This is a genomic window from Pseudoalteromonas apostichopi (assembly GCF_030297135.1).
Classification (GTDB): Bacteria; Pseudomonadota; Gammaproteobacteria; order Enterobacterales; family Alteromonadaceae; genus Pseudoalteromonas; species Pseudoalteromonas apostichopi.
Genome location: NZ_AP028065.1, coordinates 3,390,135 through 3,411,777 on the forward strand (window position 1 = coordinate 3,390,135; position 21,643 = coordinate 3,411,777).

The 21,643-nt window shown below is 38.7% G+C and carries 18 protein-coding genes; 13 read left to right on the forward strand and 5 right to left on the reverse strand.

Translation table 11 applies throughout. The features are described 5' to 3' along the window. Positions 1–150 precede the first annotated feature (150 nt). The 3 genes from QUE86_RS15355 to gdhA all read left to right on the forward strand — a co-directional run bounded on the left by QUE86_RS15355 (position 151) and on the right by gdhA (position 4,247). Positions 151–2,337, forward strand: coding sequence for an LruC domain-containing protein (locus QUE86_RS15355; RefSeq protein ID WP_286258255.1), 2,187 nt, complete (start codon positions 151–153; stop codon positions 2,335–2,337). A gap of 2 nt (positions 2,338–2,339) precedes the next feature. Beyond that, a complete protein-coding gene (locus tag QUE86_RS15360; protein ID WP_178926924.1) occupies positions 2,340–2,813 on the forward strand; it encodes a hypothetical protein in 474 nt (157 codons plus the stop codon). Positions 2,814–2,894: 81 nt separating this feature from the next. Beyond that, a complete protein-coding gene (gdhA, locus tag QUE86_RS15365; protein WP_286258259.1) occupies positions 2,895–4,247 on the forward strand; it encodes an NADP-specific glutamate dehydrogenase in 1,353 nt (450 codons plus the stop codon). 256 nt (positions 4,248–4,503) lie between these two features. Here gdhA and QUE86_RS15370 read toward each other — a convergent pair whose 3' ends face one another. The 4 genes from QUE86_RS15370 to QUE86_RS15385 form a co-directional block, all read right to left on the reverse strand. Beyond that, positions 4,504–5,478 carry a transposase gene (locus QUE86_RS15370; RefSeq protein ID WP_286258261.1) on the reverse strand — a complete coding sequence of 325 codons (975 nt, stop codon included), beginning with the start codon at positions 5,476–5,478 and terminating at the stop codon, positions 4,504–4,506. Between the two features lie 292 nt (positions 5,479–5,770). Beyond that, the gene (locus tag QUE86_RS15375) at positions 5,771–7,486 is read right to left on the reverse strand and encodes an AMP-binding protein (RefSeq protein ID WP_250661963.1); all 1,716 of its coding nucleotides are present in this window, start codon (positions 7,484–7,486) and stop codon (positions 5,771–5,773) included. A gap of 221 nt (positions 7,487–7,707) precedes the next feature. After that, positions 7,708–8,154, reverse strand: a complete 447-nt coding sequence (locus QUE86_RS15380; RefSeq protein ID WP_130052294.1) for a DUF3010 family protein — start codon at positions 8,152–8,154, stop codon at positions 7,708–7,710. A gap of 64 nt (positions 8,155–8,218) precedes the next feature. Next, complete coding sequence (locus QUE86_RS15385) at positions 8,219–9,232, reverse strand: endonuclease/exonuclease/phosphatase family protein (RefSeq protein WP_178926928.1); 1,014 nt, start codon at positions 9,230–9,232, stop codon at positions 8,219–8,221. A gap of 249 nt (positions 9,233–9,481) precedes the next feature. Between QUE86_RS15385 and thrS the strand changes: the two genes are divergently transcribed. From thrS to QUE86_RS15435, 10 genes are all read left to right on the forward strand, one after another. Further along, entirely contained in the window at positions 9,482–11,392 is a 1,911-nt protein-coding gene (gene thrS, locus QUE86_RS15390; protein ID WP_130051571.1) for a threonine--tRNA ligase, read from the forward strand. Positions 11,393–11,449: 57 nt separating this feature from the next. Continuing rightward, a complete protein-coding gene (gene infC, locus QUE86_RS15395) occupies positions 11,450–12,013 on the forward strand; it encodes a translation initiation factor IF-3 (protein WP_130051570.1) in 564 nt (187 codons plus the stop codon). A 206-nt stretch (positions 12,014–12,219) separates the two neighbouring features. Beyond that, positions 12,220–12,420 carry a 50S ribosomal protein L35 gene (gene rpmI / locus QUE86_RS15400; RefSeq protein WP_054554888.1) on the forward strand — a complete coding sequence of 67 codons (201 nt, stop codon included), beginning with the start codon at positions 12,220–12,222 and terminating at the stop codon, positions 12,418–12,420. 15 nt (positions 12,421–12,435) lie between these two features. After that, a complete protein-coding gene (rplT, locus tag QUE86_RS15405) occupies positions 12,436–12,795 on the forward strand; it encodes a 50S ribosomal protein L20 (protein ID WP_036968189.1) in 360 nt (119 codons plus the stop codon). Between the two features lie 359 nt (positions 12,796–13,154). Next, positions 13,155–14,951 (forward strand): M14 family metallopeptidase, encoded by a 1,797-nt coding sequence (locus tag QUE86_RS15410; protein WP_130051569.1) that lies wholly within the window; start codon positions 13,155–13,157, stop codon positions 14,949–14,951. Between the two features lies 1 nt (position 14,952). Next, on the forward strand, positions 14,953–15,594 hold the full coding sequence (locus tag QUE86_RS15415) for an MBL fold metallo-hydrolase (RefSeq protein ID WP_130051568.1): 642 nt from the start codon (positions 14,953–14,955) through the stop codon (positions 15,592–15,594). A 146-nt stretch (positions 15,595–15,740) separates the two neighbouring features. Then, positions 15,741–16,199 carry an Lrp/AsnC family transcriptional regulator gene (locus tag QUE86_RS15420; protein WP_036968198.1) on the forward strand — a complete coding sequence of 153 codons (459 nt, stop codon included), beginning with the start codon at positions 15,741–15,743 and terminating at the stop codon, positions 16,197–16,199. Positions 16,200–16,343: 144 nt separating this feature from the next. Continuing rightward, complete coding sequence (locus QUE86_RS15425; RefSeq protein ID WP_286258268.1) at positions 16,344–17,900, forward strand: SulP family inorganic anion transporter; 1,557 nt, start codon at positions 16,344–16,346, stop codon at positions 17,898–17,900. A gap of 155 nt (positions 17,901–18,055) precedes the next feature. Beyond that, the gene (locus QUE86_RS15430; RefSeq protein ID WP_130051566.1) at positions 18,056–19,129 is read left to right on the forward strand and encodes a sensor histidine kinase; all 1,074 of its coding nucleotides are present in this window, start codon (positions 18,056–18,058) and stop codon (positions 19,127–19,129) included. After that, positions 19,126–19,950: a LytR/AlgR family response regulator transcription factor gene (locus QUE86_RS15435; RefSeq protein WP_130051565.1), complete on the forward strand. Its 825-nt coding sequence runs from the start codon at positions 19,126–19,128 to the stop codon at positions 19,948–19,950. Before QUE86_RS15430 ends, QUE86_RS15435 begins: the two co-directional genes overlap by 4 nt. A 63-nt stretch (positions 19,951–20,013) precedes the next feature. Here QUE86_RS15435 and pyk read toward each other — a convergent pair whose 3' ends face one another. Continuing rightward, on the reverse strand, positions 20,014–21,447 hold the full coding sequence (pyk, locus tag QUE86_RS15440) for a pyruvate kinase (RefSeq protein ID WP_130051564.1): 1,434 nt from the start codon (positions 21,445–21,447) through the stop codon (positions 20,014–20,016). Positions 21,448–21,643: the final 196 nt, after the last annotated feature.

A 21,643-nucleotide genomic window follows, 5' to 3' on the forward strand; every position in this document is an offset into this window, starting at 1 on the left:
TGTGACAAAAAGAGTTGCATTTTGCAATTATCCTTCTCGCATCTTGCAAGTAATTTGGATTGCTCGTTCATAAGATATTGTTATAAAAGTATTTATTTTTTGGAATAGTTGCTGCTTTAAATGATTACACATCCACAGGAGAGTGTCATTATGAAAAGTAACATAACCGTTTATCTACTATTCGCACTTGCAACGGGCTTCGTAAGTGCAGCACCATTTCAGCAGTGCCCAAGTAAAGCATTTTTGATTCAGGGAAAACCCGCGCAAATGTTTGGCGTTGACCTAGTATCTGCTAAATCTACAGTGCTAGCTGCAACACTCAATTTTACTTCAGAAGCTAACAACGAAAGTGTCAATGCGGTTGGCTTTAATTATAAAGACCAATATATGTATGGCTTTAGTAAACAATCCCCGAAAAGTGTTGTGCGAATTGGTGACGAATACATATTAGAGCGGTTAAATGTAAATGGACTACCAGACACCAACTTTTATGTTGGTGATATTCAGGTAAATAGTGAAACTAATCAGGCTATTTATTATCTATATCACCCAAAATTTGGCTTGTTTGGTATAGATTTAACAGAACCATCTGATGCGTATCAAGCAGAATTAGTAGCGGACTCAGCTAATTGGGGTTTAGCTATTTATGATTTTGCGTTTCATCCTCATAGCAATCTTTTATATGCGGTTGAGTCAAATGGCGACTTATATGAGATAGATTTAGATAATAAGACACCCACTTTTGTCGCAAACCTCGACATAGCCGGCGATACCGGTGCAAATGGTGCCAGTTATTTTGATGTACAAGGCCAGTTTTATTTTAGTAATAACCGCAGTGGTAAAATCCATAAAGTAGATTTAGGTAAAAGCCCTGTAGATGGTTATACACCGACCGCTTCAGTATTTACTTTGGGGCCTACTTCAAACCAAAATGATGGTGCACGCTGCGCTATCGCAGAAGTAAAAGTAACTGATAATTCAATAGACTTTGGCGATGCACCCATGCCATATAAAACAGTACTTGCTGATAGTGGTGCCCGTCATTTGTTTGACCCTAATGAAGACCAATCAAATTTGATTTATCTAGGCGCATATGTTGATGGTGAAAATATCAACATAGAAGCAGATTTACAGGCATCTCCGGTCGATAGCTCTGATGATGGCGTTAAGTTTGTAACTGATTTCGTTGCTGGCTCTACTAGTCAGGTAATAGTAACAGCCCCTAATGATAATGGTTATTTATATGCTTGGTTTGATTGGGATCAAAACTTCCAGTTTGACTCTGATGAAATTACAGTGAGTAAATATCGCTTAAATCAAGGTGATAATAGTGTACTAGTCGATGTACCTAGTGATGCTGTAATGGGGGCTACATGGGCTCGTTTTCGTGTGACCGATGGCAGTGAGTTAAGCCCAATTACAGCCAGTGGTGGGGTAACAGGTGGCGAGGTAGAAGATTATCCAGTAACAACATATGGTAGCTTAGTATACCCAAGTGAAAATGGCTGGGTAACCCTTGCTTATGAAGATCAATGGCCATTTGCCGGTGATTATGATTTTAATGATTTAGTTGTTAATTATCGTACAAAGTTAATAGAGAAAGATGGCCAAGCGCTTGGTTATAAGATTGAAGGAGAATTAGTAGGAATAGGCGCAAGTTACCATAACGGTTTTGCTGTTAGATTAGCTCAGTCCTCAGGTGGAAGTTTAAAGCGAATATTACGAAACCAAGTAAATGAGAGCGAGATTAGTTTAATTATTAATAATGAAGTGCAGACACACACCGTGTTAGAAGAAGGTGTTGATGATGCCATTCTCATTATAATGCCAGATACTTGGTCGTATGTAAGCAGTCAAAGCGGGTGCAGTTTCTTTCGTACTGAGAATGGTTGCTATACCAGTAGTAAAGTTGGTTTTACCTTGAGCGTTTCTTTAAATACCGGTGTTTCTTCAGTAAATGCACCGAAATACACTTTAGATCCTTTTATATTTGGAGCAGCTGGTTTCAGCCATGGGCAATTTTTAAGTGGAAAAGACCCAAGAAGTTGGGAAGTTCATTTAAAAAATCAAGCACCGACAGAAAAGTTTGACCAAAGCTTTTTTAATTACCCTGAAAGTGATGATGCATCAAATAACCTATTTGGATATTACTTTCAATCACCTACCGGTTTACCTTGGGCTATTGAGGTTGGAGCTGAGTGGGCACATCCAAAAGAGAAAGTTGATATAACATTAGCTTACAGCGAATTCAAAATATTTGCAGAGTCATCTGGGCGTGAAAGCACACTTTGGTTTAATAGTGCAAAGCTGGCAAATGTTATTTTACGAGGAGAATAATCATGAAATATTATACTTTAATAACTTTTAGCCTAATGTTGTCTGCATGTGGTGGTGGCGAAAGCAACTCATCAATTAAGACTGAAAGTGCTATACAGACACCCACCACAAGTACAGCTACTGAAACAACTGGAACAGATATAAGTGTAGAAACAGAGACAATGGCGGACTTAATGATTGAACCGGAATTTGATTTAAGTAGCAAAATGGAACTAAGCGTAGATGTTGATTTAAACATGGGTGATAGCAGAGCGTATGTAAATATTTGTCTAAAAGGTGATGATAACAGAGCAGATTACAGCCAGTGCTTACTGCGTGCTCCATTAAAACAAAGCAAATTGTTATCTAGTGTGATGCTTGCAAACAATGCGATACAGCTGGTGGCTGAAGTGTGGTTTTATGACTCTCAAAATGAGCCTCTACGTTTTTATTGGCAGTATGATGATAGGCAACCATCCGTGTTTAGTATTCGCTAAAATAAGTGAACGATATTATGTTTTTTTAAGTTTAATTTTAAGAGACCGATTATTTTCAACAGCTTAAAATAGGATTTTGATATGGAATATATAGAAGAGGTACTGCAAACGGTAAAAGAGTCTAACCCAAACGAACAAGAGTTTTATCAAGCTGTTGAAGAAGTGTTGACATCAATTAGTCAGGTAGTTGAAGCTAATAGTGAATATCGAGAACATGCTATATTAGAGCGATTAGTTGAGCCTGAAAGACAGGTAGTTTTTAGGGTACCTTGGCTTGATGACAATGGCCAAGTCCACGTTAACCGTGGTTTTAGAATTGAATTTAGCTCGACCCTAGGTCCATATAAAGGTGGCTTGCGTTTCCATCCGAGTGTTAATCAAAGTGTGGTTAAATTTTTAGGCTTTGAGCAAGTTTTAAAGAATTCACTGACAGATTTACCTTTAGGAGGAGCCAAAGGTGGTGCTGACTTTGATCCAAAAGGTAAAAGTGATAATGAAATTATGCGTTTTTGCCAGTCATACATGACAGAGCTTTATCGTCACATTGGTGCAAATACAGATGTTCCTGCCGGCGATATTGGTGTTGGCACTAAAGAAATAGGTTACTTATTTGGTCAATACAAACGCATCACTAATCAATTTCAAGGTGTACTTACCGGAAAATCAGAAATTATGGGTGGTTCAGCTTTAAGAACAGAAGCAACTGGCTATGGTATCGTTTATTTCTTGAGTGCAATGCTAGATGCTAAAGGTGAGTCCTTAAGGGGGAAGAGGTGTTTAATGTCTGGAGCTGGTAATGTTGCGCTATATCTGATGGAAAAACTCGATGAATATGATGCAATAATACTAAGTTGTAGCGATTCAAAAGGTACACTGTATTGCAAGGATGGGCTTGACGTGAAATTAGTTAAGCATTTAAAGAAAGAAAAAGGAGCTGAGCTTAGGGATTATTTGAACAAGCATAAAGATGCTGAATTTACGCCTGTTAATCAATACCCTAGTGAAGGTCATCAAGTATGGCAATATGAAGCCGACATTGCACTTCCGTGTGCAACACAAAATGAAATTACCGAAAAAGATGCTTTAACACTTGTAGAAAATAACTGTTTGATCGTGTGTGAGGGCGCAAACATGCCAACCACAGTCGATGCGCTTAAAGTATTTAAAAAGCACAATGTCTTTTTAGGACCAAGCAAAGCAGCAAATGCGGGCGGTGTTGCCACGAGCCAATTTGAGATGGCTCAAAATGCAAGTATGCAAAAATGGCGGCCGAAACAAGTTGATGAAAAGCTTCAGCAAGTTATGAAGTCAATTTTTGATACTATTTCATCGACAGCTAAACAGTATTCTAATGAATACGACCTTGTACTTGGTGCGAATATAGCGGGGTTTGAAAGAGTTGCAGATGCAATGTTAAAACAAGGTGTTGTGTAATGCTTCATAATTAAAAAATATTCTTTTTAGTAATATAAAATGAAATATAAAAAGACACCCACTTTTACTTATGTAAAAAGTAGGTTGTCACAGCCTTTGGTTGAGCACATTATATATACAAATGATATTTAGTTCTTTTTCACTATTTGAATTTAAGTATTAGTTATTAATTCTAGCTAAAATAAAATTCAAAACGTAGACATTTACGATTTATAAAAATAGAGAAATAAAAGAAGTGATTGTATAGTTTTAGAATTTAGCAAAACAAAGCTTGGCTATTAGCTATTGAGCTTCTTCGTTTTCTTTGCATGTGTATTGCATGAGCTGTAATTGCTTGCTCTTTACCAGCTGCATTTTTAAATGAACGTGTAAATGAGGTCGTGAGTGAAAGCCAGTTGCTAGCACTTATATTTAACCTTTCTATAATTGGGGCCGCTTCATCAGGTATTTTACCTGGTTTATTATTTCGTATAGAGCGGCCAGTCCAATCAACGAGTTGCAGGTATGTTTTTAGGTCAAATGGCAGACCTTTAGGTGTACGTTTATGTTGCTCACCAGCAAAGCGCATGAGTGCTTTCGGTTGCTTACCTGTTTCAGATGATTGAATTCGCATTTTAATACTTGTGTAGTCGGACTTTTCTGGTAAATCAGCTGCTTTGGCTCTAATCGGGTTTAAGTCAACATAAGCAAGACAAGCAGCAAGCGCAGCTTCATCTAGCAAAGCTTGTGATTTGAAACGGCCTTCCCAAAATCGCCCTTTGCAACCATCTTCTTTATTGGCCTTTCGAGCAATACCTTCATTAAGAACTCGCATAAACCAACTATTACTGCTTAGCCTTTCTCGATAAATATTAATTCGAGCATTTAGAGCTGCGAGCTCCGCCTGTGTAAGTAATTCACCACTTAAATACCGCTGACATAAAAAAGAGCTTTTAAACAACTTGTGCCATCTTATAAGAATAGCTTTATTATTTAATCGCTTAGATTTTTCTAAATTAACATGGAGTACCAAATGAGTGTGATTGCTCATAACAGCATAAGCACAAATATCAATACAAAATATATTGCCAAGCTGAAGTAATTTCGTTTCAACCCAATCGCGCCGGTGCTCATAAGAGCGACCAGTAAGTGGGTCTTTTCCACATAAATAAGCGCGGCGAACGCAACGTGAAATACAGTGGTAATAAGGTGTGTTTGAAAGGCTAATTAAGTTCTTCCGTGGTGTTGCCATGCTCTTCTCCTCCATGAGTTGAACATTTTAAGTTTAGTCATAATTTTGAGAAGTGAGAAATATTAAGTTGGGTGTCTTTTTTAAATTCGCATTAAGTTGGGTGTCTTTTTTAAATTTATCTTTTTAAATTTATTCTTTAGAAATAGAGTTGAGTTTCCTCTTTAGAATTAAAATGGGTGTCTAAATATCTTTTTCTAAATATCTTTTCATAATTTAGGAGTCATAATAAATTTAAAAAGCTCAGGCGTTGCTGAGCTTGGCTGAAATTAGGTTGTATTTTGCAAGCAAATGATTACGAAAAAGCTTTTTCGCTGAGGAGTTCTTGCATTTGTTCGCGCATTTTGAATTTTTGTAGTTTACCAGTCACTGTCATTGGGTATTCTTCAACAAAGCGAATGTATTTTGGTACTTTGAAATAGGCAAGTTTGTCTTTTAAAAATTCGCGAATGGCATTTTCATCTAGCACTGCATCATCTTTGGGTTGTATCCAAGCGCAGACTTCTTCACCATATTTTTCATCGCTAATACCAAAAATTGCTGCATCTTGAATGCCGGGGTAGGTATACAGAACCTCTTCAATTTCTCTTGGGTATATGTTTTCGCCACCGCGGATAATCATGTCTTTGATACGACCAACTATTGCAACAAATCCATCTTTATCCATTACACCTAGATCACCAGAATGTAACCAGCCTTCTTTATCGATAGTTGCGTTAGTTTTTTCTTCGTCGTTCCAATAACAACGCATAATGCCTGCGCCACGGCTACATACTTCACCGGGTATACCTACTTTTTGTACGTCGCCTAATTCGTCGATGATTTTAACTTCAGTATGTGCTAATGCACGGCCTACCGTGGTCACTTGTTTTTCTAGTGGTGAATCGGTTTCTGTAACATTATTGATAGGGCTACATTCAGTTTGACCATAGCCAATTACCACTTCTGTCATATGCATCAAAGTATGAACTTTACGCATTACTTGTTCAGGACACGTAGAACCGGCCATAACACCTGTGCGTAGGCTAGATAAATCGTAGTTTGCGAATTCTTTGAGTTCTAACTCGGCAATAAACATGGTCGGTACACCATGTAAACCAGTGCAACGTTCTTTTTCAACCACTTCAAGGGTTGTTTTAGGATCAAATGAATCACCAGGGAAAACCGCGGTGGCACCTTTACTTATACATACTAAATTACCAAGCACCATACCAAAGCAATGATAAAGGGGCACAGGTATACAAAGTTTATCCATATGAGTAAGTTTCATCGCTTGTGCCATTAAAAAACCATTATTCAAGATGTTTTTATGCGATAAAGTAGCTCCTTTTGGATTACCTGTGGTACCAGAAGTAAATTGAATATTGATATCTTGGTCACAATGCAAAGTGGCAGCAATTGCATCAAGCTCTAGCTTATGGGCATCTGTAGCGCGTTGCATAATATCGTTAAAACTAAACATCCCAGGTGCTGGCTCGTTACCAATTCGAATTATGTTTTTTAAATGTGGTAGAGCGCTTAAATTTAATTCACCAGGTTCTGAATTACTAAGCTCAGGCGCTAGTTCATTGAGCATGCTAATATAATTACTCGCTTTAAACTCACTTGCTGTGATAAGTGTTGAACATTCAACACTGTTCAGAGCGTATTTTAACTCGTTTGGTCGGTACGCAGGGTTAATACATACCATTATTGCCCCAATCTTGGCTGTGGCAAATTGGGTTAAGCACCATTCAATATTATTAGGTGACCAAATGCCTACACGGTCACCAGGTTTAACACCGATAGCTAACAACCCCATGGCAAGCTGATTAATCTGATGTTGATATTGTTTATAAGTTAAACGGATCTGTTGATGATGAACCACTATAGCGGGGTGTTCTGGGTAATTGTCGACAATATCATCAAGATACTGCCCGATTGTTTTATCTATCAAAGGACTGTCTGTGCAACCTTTATAATAACTATGAGAAAGTGGAAGCGCATTACTTTGTGTGTTCTTTGTCTGCATTGTTATCTCCGTGTCCGGTTAATTTGTTGTCGTGGACTTGATGCAAAAGAATTGAAAAACATTGTGGTGATTTTCAAAACATGCGTACCTAATTAACTAAACATAGATTGTCGACAAATAAAAGCTATATAAGACTAATGTACAGAGGGATTTTGAGATTACAGAAAAGTAAATGGAATCGTGGGTATAAAAAACGTGCCGAAGCACGTTTTATTGTTAGGTTATTGTTCGTCTTGCTTATATGTCTTACGCATTAGGTATACATAGGCACTGATAAAGGCATTTTCCTGGAACTTCTTAAGGCCTGTATCTTCGAAATCGATAGGTAAGGGGTTACGTTTTAGTTGCTCTTTAATTGTCGTTGCAGAAAAAATCTGTACATCCAATTCGTCAATCAGCTGAATAGCTGTTTCCATTTTAAAGCCTTTCGCGCTTCCGGCGAACTTACCTTTTGGCTGACGCTCTTTAATCGCAACAGAGTCAATTTGATAATCTTGCATTAGCTTTCTAAAATCAAACTGAAACTTACGCATAACCTCAGTGTCATTACCGTTTGCTAAAGTAAAGCGTGTTTGTCTGATGTCACGGATATCAAATACATCATTGTCTTTGGTTAAAATACAAAGTAGTACGTCACTACCTGTGATTTCTACACCGCATGTTCTCATGGTCATTCTCTAAATAACTTAATTTGCGCAATTATAGCAAGTAACGTTATGAAAAACAGTTGCTTTAAAAATGAATTTTTATAGCAATAATACTGTGGTCACTGACACTGATATCTTCGATTAATTGTGTCGGTGAAATATGTTTGTCATAACTTTCATAGTCGAGCGTTTTAACCTTAGAAACTTGGCACTCAGGGTTAAAATGCGCTGAGGCGAGAATGTAATCAAGCACATTACCTTTCCCTTGGTAATAATGGCTGAAGGGTTTTGATTTATTCTCATTAAAACAGCGGCTAAACTCAAAGCTGTCTGTTAAACCAACAACGGGTTCGTTATGTTCTATGCAGGGTTCACAACGAGTTGGGTGAAAACCTTGAGTCATAAATGACAATGTCGGACTGGTAAGTACATCATTAAAATCACCCATAACTAATGTTGCACACTGTTTTTCTCGCTGGGTTTTAAGGGCGTCATAATAAACAATCGATGCTTCTAGTGATCGTGAAATTTGTGATTGCATGGTGCCAACTGTCTGGTGTAGCAACTGCAAAAGTGGATCTTCAAGGTTATGTATATTAAGTATGTGCGCCATTGACTGCACTCGTTGTGATTTAAAATGAACCACATAAAAGCAAACTTCACCAAATTCAGGAAGGTCAATTAAACACTTAATAGGTGTGCGATTAAATTTGAACTCGTTTTGATTATTTAAATACTCAAGTAATTCGGGGCAAGGTGCTAGTGCCTCAACTGATTTAAATGGGTATTTACTTGCAATTGCAACCACAGGGTTGAACAATACTTGCGGGTACAACGCATCATGAGATGGGTTATCGACTGTTTTAAAGTAGTCATAGCCAGCTTCTTTACATTGAACTTCTAAGGCATGTTGACTAAACACTTCTTGAAATGCCACCACATCCGGGCTTGATTCACTCAAAAAATTAGCAACAAACAATTGTTTTTGTTGCCACTGAGTTTTGTTATACCGCTCATGCAATTGATAAAACGAGTAGGGGGGCGCGGTATAATTTAATAAGTTAAACGTTGCAAACTTGAAAGAACGCGAGTTTGACATCTTGATTACCTTAAAAGTATTAACTCATTAAGTATGAAATGAGTTAACTAATTGTCAATTTAGTCTTCTAATTACTTGTATTTGAGTACGTGAGCGGCGACAATGGTCGCTTGTATTTGCGAAGACTCAGTAAATACGAGCTTAATTAGCAATGCTTATTCGTAAAAGCGTTGCAGAGTTACTTAAAATTAATTTTAAAATATTACATGTGATGCATTGTAGGCATCACCACTGTATTAAGGATGTATAATGCCAGTTATTACCCTCCCTGACGGCAGTCAGCGTAGTTTTGAAAACCCAGTAAGCACATATGACGTAGCAAGCGATATCGGTCCCGGACTTGCCAAAGCAACCATTGCCGGTCGAGTTAATGGTAGCCGTGTTGATGCATGTGACTTAATCACCGACGATGCGCGATTAGAAATTATCACAGCAAAAGATGATGATGGTTTAGAGATCATCCGTCACTCGTGTGCGCACCTTATTGGTCATGCGGTTAAGCAGCTTTTCCCTGAAGCAAAAATGGCAATCGGTCCGACCATCGATAATGGTTTTTATTACGATATCGATATGGAACATTCTTTAAGCCAAGATGATTTAGATGCTATCGAAAAGCGTATGCTTGAGCTTGCAAAAACAAACTACGACGTTGTTAAAAAGACCGTAAGCTGGCAAGAAGCACGCGATACTTTTGAAGCGCGTGGTGAAACATATAAGATGGAAATCTTAGACGAGAACATTGCAAAAGATGACCGTCCGGGTTTATACCATCACGAAGAATACATCGACATGTGTCGTGGTCCACACGTACCAAATATGAAATTCTGCCAACACTTTAAAATTATGAAAGTGGCAGGTGCTTATTGGCGTGGTGACTCAGAAAACAAAATGCTGCAACGTATCTACGGCACAGCATGGGCAGATAAAAAGCAACTTAAAGCATATTTAAAACGCTTAGAAGAAGCTGAAAAGCGTGACCACCGTCGTATTGGTAAAGCACTTGATTTATGGCACTGGCAAGAAGAAGCTCCAGGTATGGTGTTTTGGCACAATGATGGCTGGAGTATTTACCGTGAACTAGAAGACTTCGTTCGTGAAAAGCTACGTGAGTACGATTACGAAGAAGTAAAAGGCCCGTTAATGATGGACCGTGGTTTATGGGAAAAATCAGGTCATTGGGACAAATACGCAGATGCGATGTTCACAACTGAATCTGAAAAGCGTGAGTATGCAATCAAACCTATGAACTGCCCAGGTCACGTACAAATCTTTAATCAAGGTTTAAAATCATACCGTGATTTACCATTACGTATGGCTGAGTTTGGTTGTTGTCATCGTAACGAACCATCAGGAGCACTTCACGGCTTAATGCGTGTGCGAGGGTTTACACAAGATGATGCGCATATCTTCTGTACAGAAGAGCAAATCATGGATGAAGTTTCTGCATGTATTAAAATGGTTTATGACACATACGAAACGTTTGGCTTTGAGAAGATTGTTGTAAAACTTTCTACTCGTCCAGAAAAGCGTATCGGTGAAGACGAAATGTGGGATAAAGCAGAGCTTGCGCTTGCTGAAGCACTTAAAGCAAACGACATTGAGTTTGATTACCTACCAGGTGAAGGTGCATTCTACGGTCCTAAGATTGAGTTTACACTTTATGACTGTTTAGATCGTGCTTGGCAATGTGGTACAGTGCAGCTAGACTTTGCATTACCGGGTCGTTTAGGTGCAACTTATGTTGCAGAAAACAATGAACGTCGTACACCTGTAATGATCCACCGTGCTATTTTAGGTTCAATTGAGCGTTTCATCGGTATTTTAACTGAAGAATATGCTGGATTGTTCCCAACATGGCTTGCTCCTAAGCAAGTAGTGATCATGAATATCACGGATAAACAAGCTGATTATGTGCAAGAAATTGTACAAAAATTAAATAAACTTGGAATTAGAGCCGCTGCTGACTTGAGAAATGAGAAGATTGGCTTTAAAATCCGTGAACATACGTTAAAGCGTATTCCTTACTTACTTGTTGTTGGCGATAAAGAAGTTGAACAGCAAGAGGTGGCAGTACGTACTCGCACAGGTGAAGACCTAGGCAAATTTAGTGTTGATGATTTTATCGCTAAAGTAAGCGAAGAAATTAAAAATCGACAATAAATCATGAGCGTGTAGGGCATAACAAACAGCCAACTACACGCTTTTTATTTTATATTCTTGGAGGATCGTACCATTAGAGGCGGCAAGAAAGGGCAACAAACAGCTCAAAAAAATCGTATCAACGAAGATATTACAGCTAAAGAAGTTCGTTTAATTGGCATTGACGGTGAACAAGCTGGCATCGTGTCATTAAAAGAAGCACAAGCTATGGCTGATGATGCGGGTGTAGATCTTGTAGAAATCAGTCCTAATGCTGAGCCACCTGTTTGTAAGGTTATGGACTACGGTAAGTTCATCTTTGAAAAAAGCAAAGAACTAAAAGAACAAAAGAAAAAGCAAAAGCAGATCCAGGTTAAAGAAATCAAATTCCGTCCGGGTACGGATGAAGGTGATTACCAGGTTAAGCTTCGCAACTTACGCAAGTTCTTAGAAGCGGGTGACAAAGCTAAAATTACTATCCGTTTCCGTGGTCGTGAAATGGCTCACCAAGAAATTGGTATTGAATTATTAAACCGTGTTAAAGCTGATTTGGAAGATGTTGCACAAGTAGAGTCTTTCCCAAATCGTGTTGAAGGTCGCCAGATGGTTATGATGATGGCGCCTGTTGCTAAAAAGCAATAAACGCGGTATATTACGCACCGATTTTATTTCAGGTCTGCAAGTAACAGTTTTCTGTTCACCTGAAATAACCGGTTTAAGTAAGGTTGCACTGCTTTTGTAGTGAACCTTCACCGGACTATGGCAGTAAGTTAGGCCTTTAAAGAAGAGCTATTTTATATCTCTCGCCTGCTTGCTAATGTTTTAGCAATACATTTGGAGTTATTGCAATGGCTTATAAGCTAAAAACTCACAGAGGCGCTGCTAAGCGTTTCAAGAAAACTGCTTCTGGCGGTTTCAAGCGTAAACAAGCGCATCTTCGTCACATTCTGACTAAGAAAACTTCTAAGCGTAAATTACACTTACGTCCTAAGATGATGGTTCATAAGAATGACCATGGTCTAGTTTCACGTATGTTACCATTCGCTTAATAGGAGTCTTCAGAAATGGCAAGAGTTAAACGCGGTGTTATCGCACGTGCACGTCACAAAAAAGTTTTAAAGCAAGCTAAAGGTTACTACGGAGCACGTTCACGTGTTTACCGCGTAGCTTTCCAGGCAGTTACTAAAGCGGGTCAATACGCTTACCGTGACCGTCGTGCTAAGAAACGTACTTTCCGTCAACTTTGGATTGCACGTATCAATGCAGCTGCTCGTCAAAACGGTCTTTCATACAGCCGTTTTATCAATGGTCTTAAAAAGACTTCTGTAGAAATCGATCGTAAGATTCTTGCAGATATCGCTGTTTATGACCAAGTTGCATTCGCAGCGCTTGTTGCAAAAGCAAAAGAAGGCCTAGCGGCTTAATTTCGCTTTTCATAAAGTTTAAAAAGGAGCCTAGTGCTCCTTTTTTTGATCTTATTCCAATCCGCTTAATTAAGTAGTCTATTTTGAGGCAATAAAACCTCGTTGATAACAAGGCGAAAATTTCGTTATTTAGTTGTTCTAAATGAGAAATTTTTAACGCAGTTATCGACAGGTTTAATCCCTCAAAATGATTAAGTATTATTGCGGGTTGGTATTAAATAATATTCATAAGTAACATCGATTCTGCATAGCGTATGTCGTTTGCTCCATTTTTTTGTTGAATCACCGCAGTTTACGCAATCCCTTCAGATTAGTTGTTATAATTTCCACAAAGAATAAGTACCGCACTTGAGAGTGATATGTTTGCGAGTTTAGTGTTTTTATCTGCTGCAGTAACTTTAGACAGCCACTTACCCCCATTGTTACCATGGCAAGGTGACAGTGTGTCTTTGATGCAAGAAAAAGGGCCATTGACCACAGATTTTGAATTAAGTGAAGGCACTTTATCACCAAATTATGCTGACACTATGGCATTTGTTGATCGCCTTGTTGCGGCAAATCCAACACAGTTCAAAGTCACGACTATTGCAAAGAGTAGCTCTGACCGTGCGGTCAAGATGTTAGTGGCGAATGAGCAAGGCTTATTTGATGCGAAACAACTCGTAGCAGATACAAAACCAACCATTTTGATTCAAGCAGGTATTCACAGCGGTGAAATTGATGGCAAAGATGCCATGTTTATGCTTTTACGCGATATTGCGACAGGTAAACGCCGCGATATTTTGAGCAAAGTAAATATTCTGTTTATCCCTATTTTAAACGTTGACGGTCATGAACGTAGAAGCAAATATAACCGTATAAATCAGCGTGGTCCTATAGAAATGGGTTTTCGGACAAATGCTCTAAATTTAAACTTGAATCGAGATTACACAAAGCTTGATACGCCAGAAGTACGTGGCGTGATGAAAGCTATTAATCAATTTAAACCCGATTTATATGTGGATATCCATGTAACCGACGGCGCTGATTATCAATATGATGTGACCTACGGTTACAACCCCGTTTTTTCCAGTGAGTCACCAAGCGTTTCTGAAGCGTTAGATAACCTTTTTAAACCAGTAATAGACGCAAAGCTTGAAAAAGCAGGCCATATTCCAGGTCCGCTAGTTTTCGTTATGGATAAGCGTGAGTTTAAAAAAGGCTTAGCTGGTTGGGTCGCTACTCCTCGTTTTTCAAATGGCTGGGGGGATTTACGTTCACTGCCAACCATCTTAGTTGAAAATCATTCATTAAAACCCTACAAGCAACGTGTTTTAGGTACCTATGTTTTTATTGACGGTACGATTGATGCTTTAGCAGCAAACGATAAAGCGCTTAATGAAGCTGTTAAAAAAGAGCTTGATTTTAAGCCAACGCAATTAGTCGTTGAGCGTGGTTATGCGAAAGAGCCAGATACTATCGAATTTAAAGGTATCGCTTATTCAAGAACAGAAAGTGCATTGTCAGGGCAGCCTGAAGTTAAATATTTAGGTGAAGCTAAAAACTATGACGCATTACCAATTTTTTGGCAAAAAGACGTTAAAAAGACCGTTAATGTTCCTACAGCGTTTTATATTCCGCCTGCATACAGTCAATTGGTTGCAAAGCTTAAACTTCATGGTATCGACGTAACGACACTGAATGAAGCTATTTCTGAACCATTAACGCAAGCAAGCGTTGCTGATTATTCATTTGCAAAAACGCCTTTTGAAGGACGTTTTCGCGTAGAGGCAACATTTGATTACAATACAGTTGAAAATATCGATATAACAGGCTGGTATAAAGTCTCAACGGATCAGTCCTATTCTGAACTGGCAACGCACTTGTTACATCCTGAAGCGCCTGATTCATTTTTTGCGTGGGGTGAGTTCAATACTATTTTTCAGCGTACCGAGTATGTGGAAAATTACGCTTTAATGCCGTATGCACGACAAATGTTAAAAGATAAGCCAGCACTAGCTTTAGAGTTTGACAAAAAAATTCGTGAAGATAAAAACTTTGCAAAAGATGCAGATGCTCGTTTGCATTGGCTTTATGAGCGTACACCATTTTATGATCAAGGCTATTTAAAATATCCAATTTTAATGACGTTTGAGCAGTTACAAAAAGGACAATAACATGAAAGTCATAACTGTTCCTGTCACTGGTTTTGCCCAAAACTGTCGAATTATTATTTGTAAGCAGACAAATAAAGCAGCTTTAGTTGACCCAGGTGGTGATGCAGAAAAGCTACAAGCTGAACTTGCAGCTTTAAATTGTCAATTAGAGGCAATTTATTTAACACATGGTCACTTAGACCATGTGGGTGCTGCAAAGCAACTCGCAGAGCACTTCAGTGTTGATATCATTGGCCCACATTTAGATGATAAATTTTGGTTTGATGCCTTACCCATGCAAGCACAAATGTTTGGTTTTACGGCGATTTCGCCATTTTATCCAACGAAGTGGCTAAATCATGGTGATACAATCACAGTGGGTGAACTTGAATTATCAGTACGCCATTGCCCAGGGCATACGCCTGGTCATGTTGTTTTTTATCACCAAGGTTCAGAACAAGTGATAGTGGGTGATGTGATTTTCCAAGGCTCTGTTGGTCGTACTGATTTTCCGAAAGGGGATAGTGCGCAATTAATCGAATCAATTAATTCTGAGATCTTATCATTCTCAGATGAGGTTGCTATTTTGCCAGGCCACGGTCCGAATACCACCGTAGGGCATGAGCGAAAAACAAATCCATTTATTAGTGGACGTTTTGGTTAATGCCAACTCGTAATATTTGCTAAGTACTTTATTAAATGGATTGGTATAAAATTGCAATTTTTTTGCATAAATAGTAGAAAATAGGCAGACTGATTTTTAAATCAGTTATATAATTTAACCAGTATTTTTACAGAAAAAGAAATAAAATGTCTCTGAACCAAGTAGATCGCCAAATTTTGGCATTATTACAGCAGGATGCTAGCTTATCTACGGCAGAAATTGCCGATAAAGTTGGTTTATCTCAATCTCCATGTTGGCGTCGTATTGCTAAGCTTGAGCAAGATGGCTATATCAAAGGTAAAGTTGCTTTGCTTGACGAGAAAAAGCTTGGCTTTGATATGTTGGTTTACGCCCATGTTCGTTTATCTAACCACGGTAGAACAAATCTAGCTGAATTTGAGCGTTTAATTATGAGCTATGATGAAGTAACTGAGTGCTACAGCATGGCAGGTACTATGGACTTTATGCTTCGAATTATTTCTAAAGGCATAGAGGGTTACGAGCAGTTCGTACGTGATAACTTATTAAACCTTGAATTTGTACAAGAGGTTCACTCGAACGTAACAATGACTTGTGTTAAGCGTAGTACGTCTCTACCTCTTTAGTCTTTTTCTACTACGTTTTATTTTTTCGAAAACGGTTAGTGCTTTTAGGCACTAGCCGTTTTGTTGTTAATAATTGTTAACTTTTGCAGATTTTGCTAGAATTCTGCGCCTTGCCGAAATGCATTCACTATAAAGAGGATCTTAATGTTTAACTTACTCAGCAAAGCGCCAAGCTCTGCTAAAAACGATATTCTATCAGGCCTGACAGTTGCGTTGGCGTTAGTACCAGAAGCGGTTGCGTTTGCTTTTGTTGCTAATGTAGAACCATTAGTTGGTTTATATGCCGCATTTATTGTTGGCTTAATTACGGCTATTTTTGGTGGTCGTCCAGGTATGATTTCTGGTGCTACCGGTGCACTAGCCGTTGTAATGGTAAGTTTAGTATTAGATCATGGCGTAGAGTATTTATTTGCAACCGTCTTATTGATGGGAATACTGCAAATGCTCGCGGGTATTTTTAAGCTTGGAAAGTTTATTCGAATGGTCCCGCATCCAGTAATGCTGGGCTTTGTAAACGGTCTTGCTATTGTGATTTTCTTAGCCCAACTAGGTCAATTTAAAGTACCCGATGGTATGGGTGGTCAACAGTGGATGGAAGGGCAAGCACTATATATTATGCTTGGTTTAGTAGCGTTAACTATGGCTATCATTCACTTCTTGCCTAAGTTAACCACTGCAGTTCCTTCATCGTTAGCTGCGATTGTAACCGTGACCGCGATTGTGATTGGCTTTGATTTAGAAGCACGTACAGTTCTTGATTTCTTAAAAGGGATGACTGGCAACGAGCAAGCTACTATTGCCGGAGGTTTACCTGAGTTCCATATTCCTATGGTGCCATTTAACCTTGAAACATTAAAAATTATCTTCCCTTATGCGTTAGTTTTAGCGGCAATTGGTTTAATTGAGTCATTATTAACATTAACTTTGATTGATGAAATTACTGAAACTCGTGGCCACAGTAATAAAGAGTGTATTGGTCAAGGTGCAGCAAATATTACCTGTGGTTTCTTCGGAGCGATGGGTGGCTGTGCGATGATTGGTCAATCTATGATCAATATTAATTCGGGTGGTCGCTCACGTTTATCTGGCATTAGTGCAGCATTAATACTGCTAGCATTCATCATTTTTGCAGCCAGTTTAATTGAAATGATCCCACTTGCTGCGCTTGTTGGTGTTATGTTTATGGTTGTTTTAGGTACTTTCGAGTGGGCAAGCTTCAAAATGATGAAGCGTGTTCCTAAGTCTGATGCCTTTGTGATTGTACTTGTATCAGGTGTAACCGTAGTAACAGACCTTGCAATTGCAGTATGTGTGGGTGTCATTGTATCGGCTTTAGTATTTGCCTGGCAGCATGCGAAACACATTTACACGAGTAACTACATCGATGAACAAGGCTCTAAAGTGTATGAGCTTCATGGTCCATTATTCTTTGGCTCGGTTAAGAACTTTGCTGAGTTATTTGATGTTAAAAATGACCCTGATGATGTGATCATTGAATTCAAACACAGCCGTGTAGCTGATCACAGTGCAATTGAAGCAATTGATAGTCTTGCTGATAAATACGCTAAAGCAGGCAAACAATTACACTTGCGTCACTTAAGCCCAGACTGTATTCAGTTATTACATAAAGCACGTGACTTAGTTGAAGTTAATGTAATTGAAGATCCAAACTATAAAGTTGCTTCAGATAAATTAGCTTAAAAATAAAGCGTTTAAAAAGCGAAGGCTCACAAGGTCTTCGCTTTTTTAATGTCTGAATAATGCGGTAAGGCTATAAAAAATTAAGATAGGCGGCAGTGCTTTGTTCTCGTGACTATCGGTATAATAAAAATAATTATGAAAGGTAATCTTATATTTTGAATTGGCAATCATTAGTTGATAATCGACAACGCTTTTTCTGGGTTTTGCAAATTGCAGGCTGGATAGGGTATGCGTTAGTTAATTATATCGGCTCAAAAGTCTTTGAAATGCGTGATATTTACGTATTTGTTATTGTGTTAAACGCCTATGCAGGCTGTTTAATGACAGTACCTTTGCGTTATATGTACCGTAAAGTGTGGAATGCTTCACCTTGGGTATTGATGCTCGTGGTTTTTGGTGCTTCATATGTTACTGGGACACTTTGGGCTGTAGTACAAAAATTCAATTTATGGGAAATCTACCGTCACGGTTACCGCCCAAATGAGTGGTTTTATTACTTTCAGCAAGGTTTAGATTCGGTTTATATCATTCTTTGTTGGAGTGGTTTGTATTTTGGGATTAAGTATTATCAGCTATTGCAAAGTGAGCGTCAAAAAGCTTTAAAAGCAACCACTATGGCTCATGAAGCACAGCTTAAAATGCTGCGTTATCAACTTAACCCACATTTTTTATTTAATACCTTAAATGCAATCTCCACGTTGATTTTGGTAAAAGAGAATAAAGATGCGAATTTAATGGTGTCTAAATTGAGTGATTTCTTGCGTTATACACTTAATACCGACCCCATTAAAAAGGTGCCGTTAGAACAAGAAATTCATGCATTGATGCTGTACCTTGAAATCGAAAAAGTTCGCTTCGATGAGCGCTTGCAAGTAAATGTTGATGTAAGCGAGCAAGCAAAAGAAGCCTTGGTACCAAGCTTAATCCTTCAGCCTATAATCGAAAACTCGATTAAGTATGCGATAGCGCAATTAAATGAAGGCGGTGTGATTGATATTAAAGCACAAGTTTTTGCAAATGAACTATTATTGGAAGTAGGCGATAATGGTCCTGGCACTGAGCTAAAAAATGGTCAACTAGTTAATTCACATGGCGTTGGCATAGCAAATACACAGGACCGCTTAAAAACACTTTATGAGAACAACTACTCGTTTGTTCTCTCTGACAATACGCCAAGTGGGTTAAAAGTTAATCTGCGCGTTCCGTTTGAAAAGGCTGTTAAGAAATGAGCAAAATTAGAACTTTGATCGTTGATGATGAACCGTTAGCAAGAAAAGGCCTAGCTGTTCGACTTTCTGAGTTTGACGATTTAGAAGTCATTCGTTTATGTAGCAATGGTCAAGAAGCAATTGAAGAATGCTTATCAGGCAACATTCAATTGGTTTTCTTAGATATTCAAATGCCAAATATGAACGGTTTTGAAGTTGCAAGAGCACTTAGCGAGAGCGTAAATCCATTACCAGCTATTGTGTTTGTAACAGCTTTTGACCAGTTTGCAGTAAAAGCATTCGAGATTCATGCGTTGGATTATATTCTTAAACCAGTCGATGACAACAGACTAAAACAGGCGGTAGAAAAAGTGCATACCTATTTAAAAACGCAACAAGATAACGCCCATAAGAAAAAACTAGCGAGCTTTGTTGCAGGTATTACAGGCAATAATTGCGAAGAAATTCTAAAGAAGTTAGCAACGGGCGATAGCCTTGCTGATCGTCGTTATCCAGAATCATTAGCTGTAAAAGAGCAGGGCGAAATTGTCCGTGTGCCAGTAATTACAATTCAATGGGTTGATGCAGCAGGCGATTATATGTGCTTACATTGCCAAGATGGACAAACTCACATACTGCGTAAAACAATGAAAGAGCTTGAACAAGAGCTTGATCCGCAATTATTTGTCCGTGTTCATCGCAGTGCAATAGTGAATACAAAGCAAATTAGCAAGCTTGTTACTCAAGTAAGTGGAGAATACCTTTTAGTGTTAGATAACGGTCAAGAATTAAAAGTAAGCCGCAGCTACCGCGACAAAGTTAAAGCAGCACTTGCTAGTTAACTAATTAAATACAAACAAAAAAGGCGCAATCTATTGCGCCTTTTTTAATGAACATTAAAAAGTTTAAACTGTTACAATCTTCATTGTGTTGGTAGCACCAATTGTTTCCATCGCATCACCGTGAGTTAAAATCACAGTATCACCTGCTACAAGAGCACCTTGCTCAACAAGCGTATTTAGTGCGTCACGAACCATACTGTCATCTTCACATTTTGTTGAATCGAAGAATACAGGGTAAACACCACGGTAAAGCGCTGTCTGACCAAGTGTGTTAGCATGACGTGATAGTGAATAAATTGGTAAACCAGAGCTAATACGCGACATTAGTTTAGCTGTGCTACCTGATTCAGTTAGTGTCACAATCGCTTTTACAGAATCTAGGTGGTTAGCTGCATACATAGCAGATAACGCAATTGATTCAGCATTTGATGAAAAACGGCTGTCTAAACGGTGCTTAGAAACGTGAGTTTCTTTTTGTGATTCTGCGCCTAAACAAACACGAGCCATTGTAGCTACTGTTTCTTCAGGGTAGTCACCAGCCGCTGTTTCTGCAGATAACATAACTGCATCAGTGCCATCTAAAACTGCGTTTGCAACATCCATAACCTCAGCACGTGTTGGCATTGGGTTATCGATCATTGATTCCATCATTTGAGTTGCTGTAACCACAGTACGGTTTAGTGAACGCGCACGGCTAATAATTAGCTTTTGTTTACCAACAAGGGCTGCATCACCAATTTCTACACCTAAATCACCACGAGCAACCATAACTGCGTCTGAAGCAAGTACGATATCGTCGATTGCTTCAACGGTTTCAACCGCTTCTGCACGCTCGATTTTTGCAAGTAGTTGTGCGTTTGAGCCTGCAGCTTCTGCCAAAGATCGAACATAACGCATATCATCGCCACTACGCGGAAATGAAACAGCAATATAATCAACACCAATTTCAGTCGCTGTGATTAAATCTTCTTTGTCTTTCTCGGTAAAAGCTGGGGCTGTTAAACCACCACCTAGACGGTTGATACCTTTATTGTTTGAAAGTACGCCACCTACAGTAACAGTCGTGTGAACTAGGTCACCATCAACGCTATCAACAGTTAATTGAATTAAACCGTCGTTTAATAACAATAAATCGCCTGTTTTAACATCGTTAGGTAACTCTTTATAGTCGATACCTACTGCATTAACGTCGCCTTGGCCCTTTTCCATTTTTGCATCAAGGGTAAACTTTGCGCCAACTTCTAGGTTTACTTTGCCGTCTTTAAACGTAGATACACGAATCTTAGGGCCTTGTAAGTCAGCAAGGATAGCAACGTGTTTGCCTAAACGCTTAGCAATGCTGCGTACCGCTTCTGCGCGGTCTTTATGATCTTGTGCAACGCCATGTGAGAAGTTCAAACGAACCACATTTGCACCTGCACGAATAATTTTTTCTAGGTTGTTATCGCGATCAGTTGCCGGTCCAAGGGTCGCAACAATTTTTGTGCGTCTTAGCATCAAATTCTCCTGTGCGCTCAAATATATTAAGCGAATTGATGGTTATCTATTAAAATGTCGTGCTATAAACCTTAATTATAGGCTTATACATAAGCACAATGTAGAACTCATAAGTAAAAAATGATTGTTTTTACTTATGAGAATCTGGCTCTTTGTATGAATTTTAAAGTTTACAAAGTATGAATGACGTTATTAT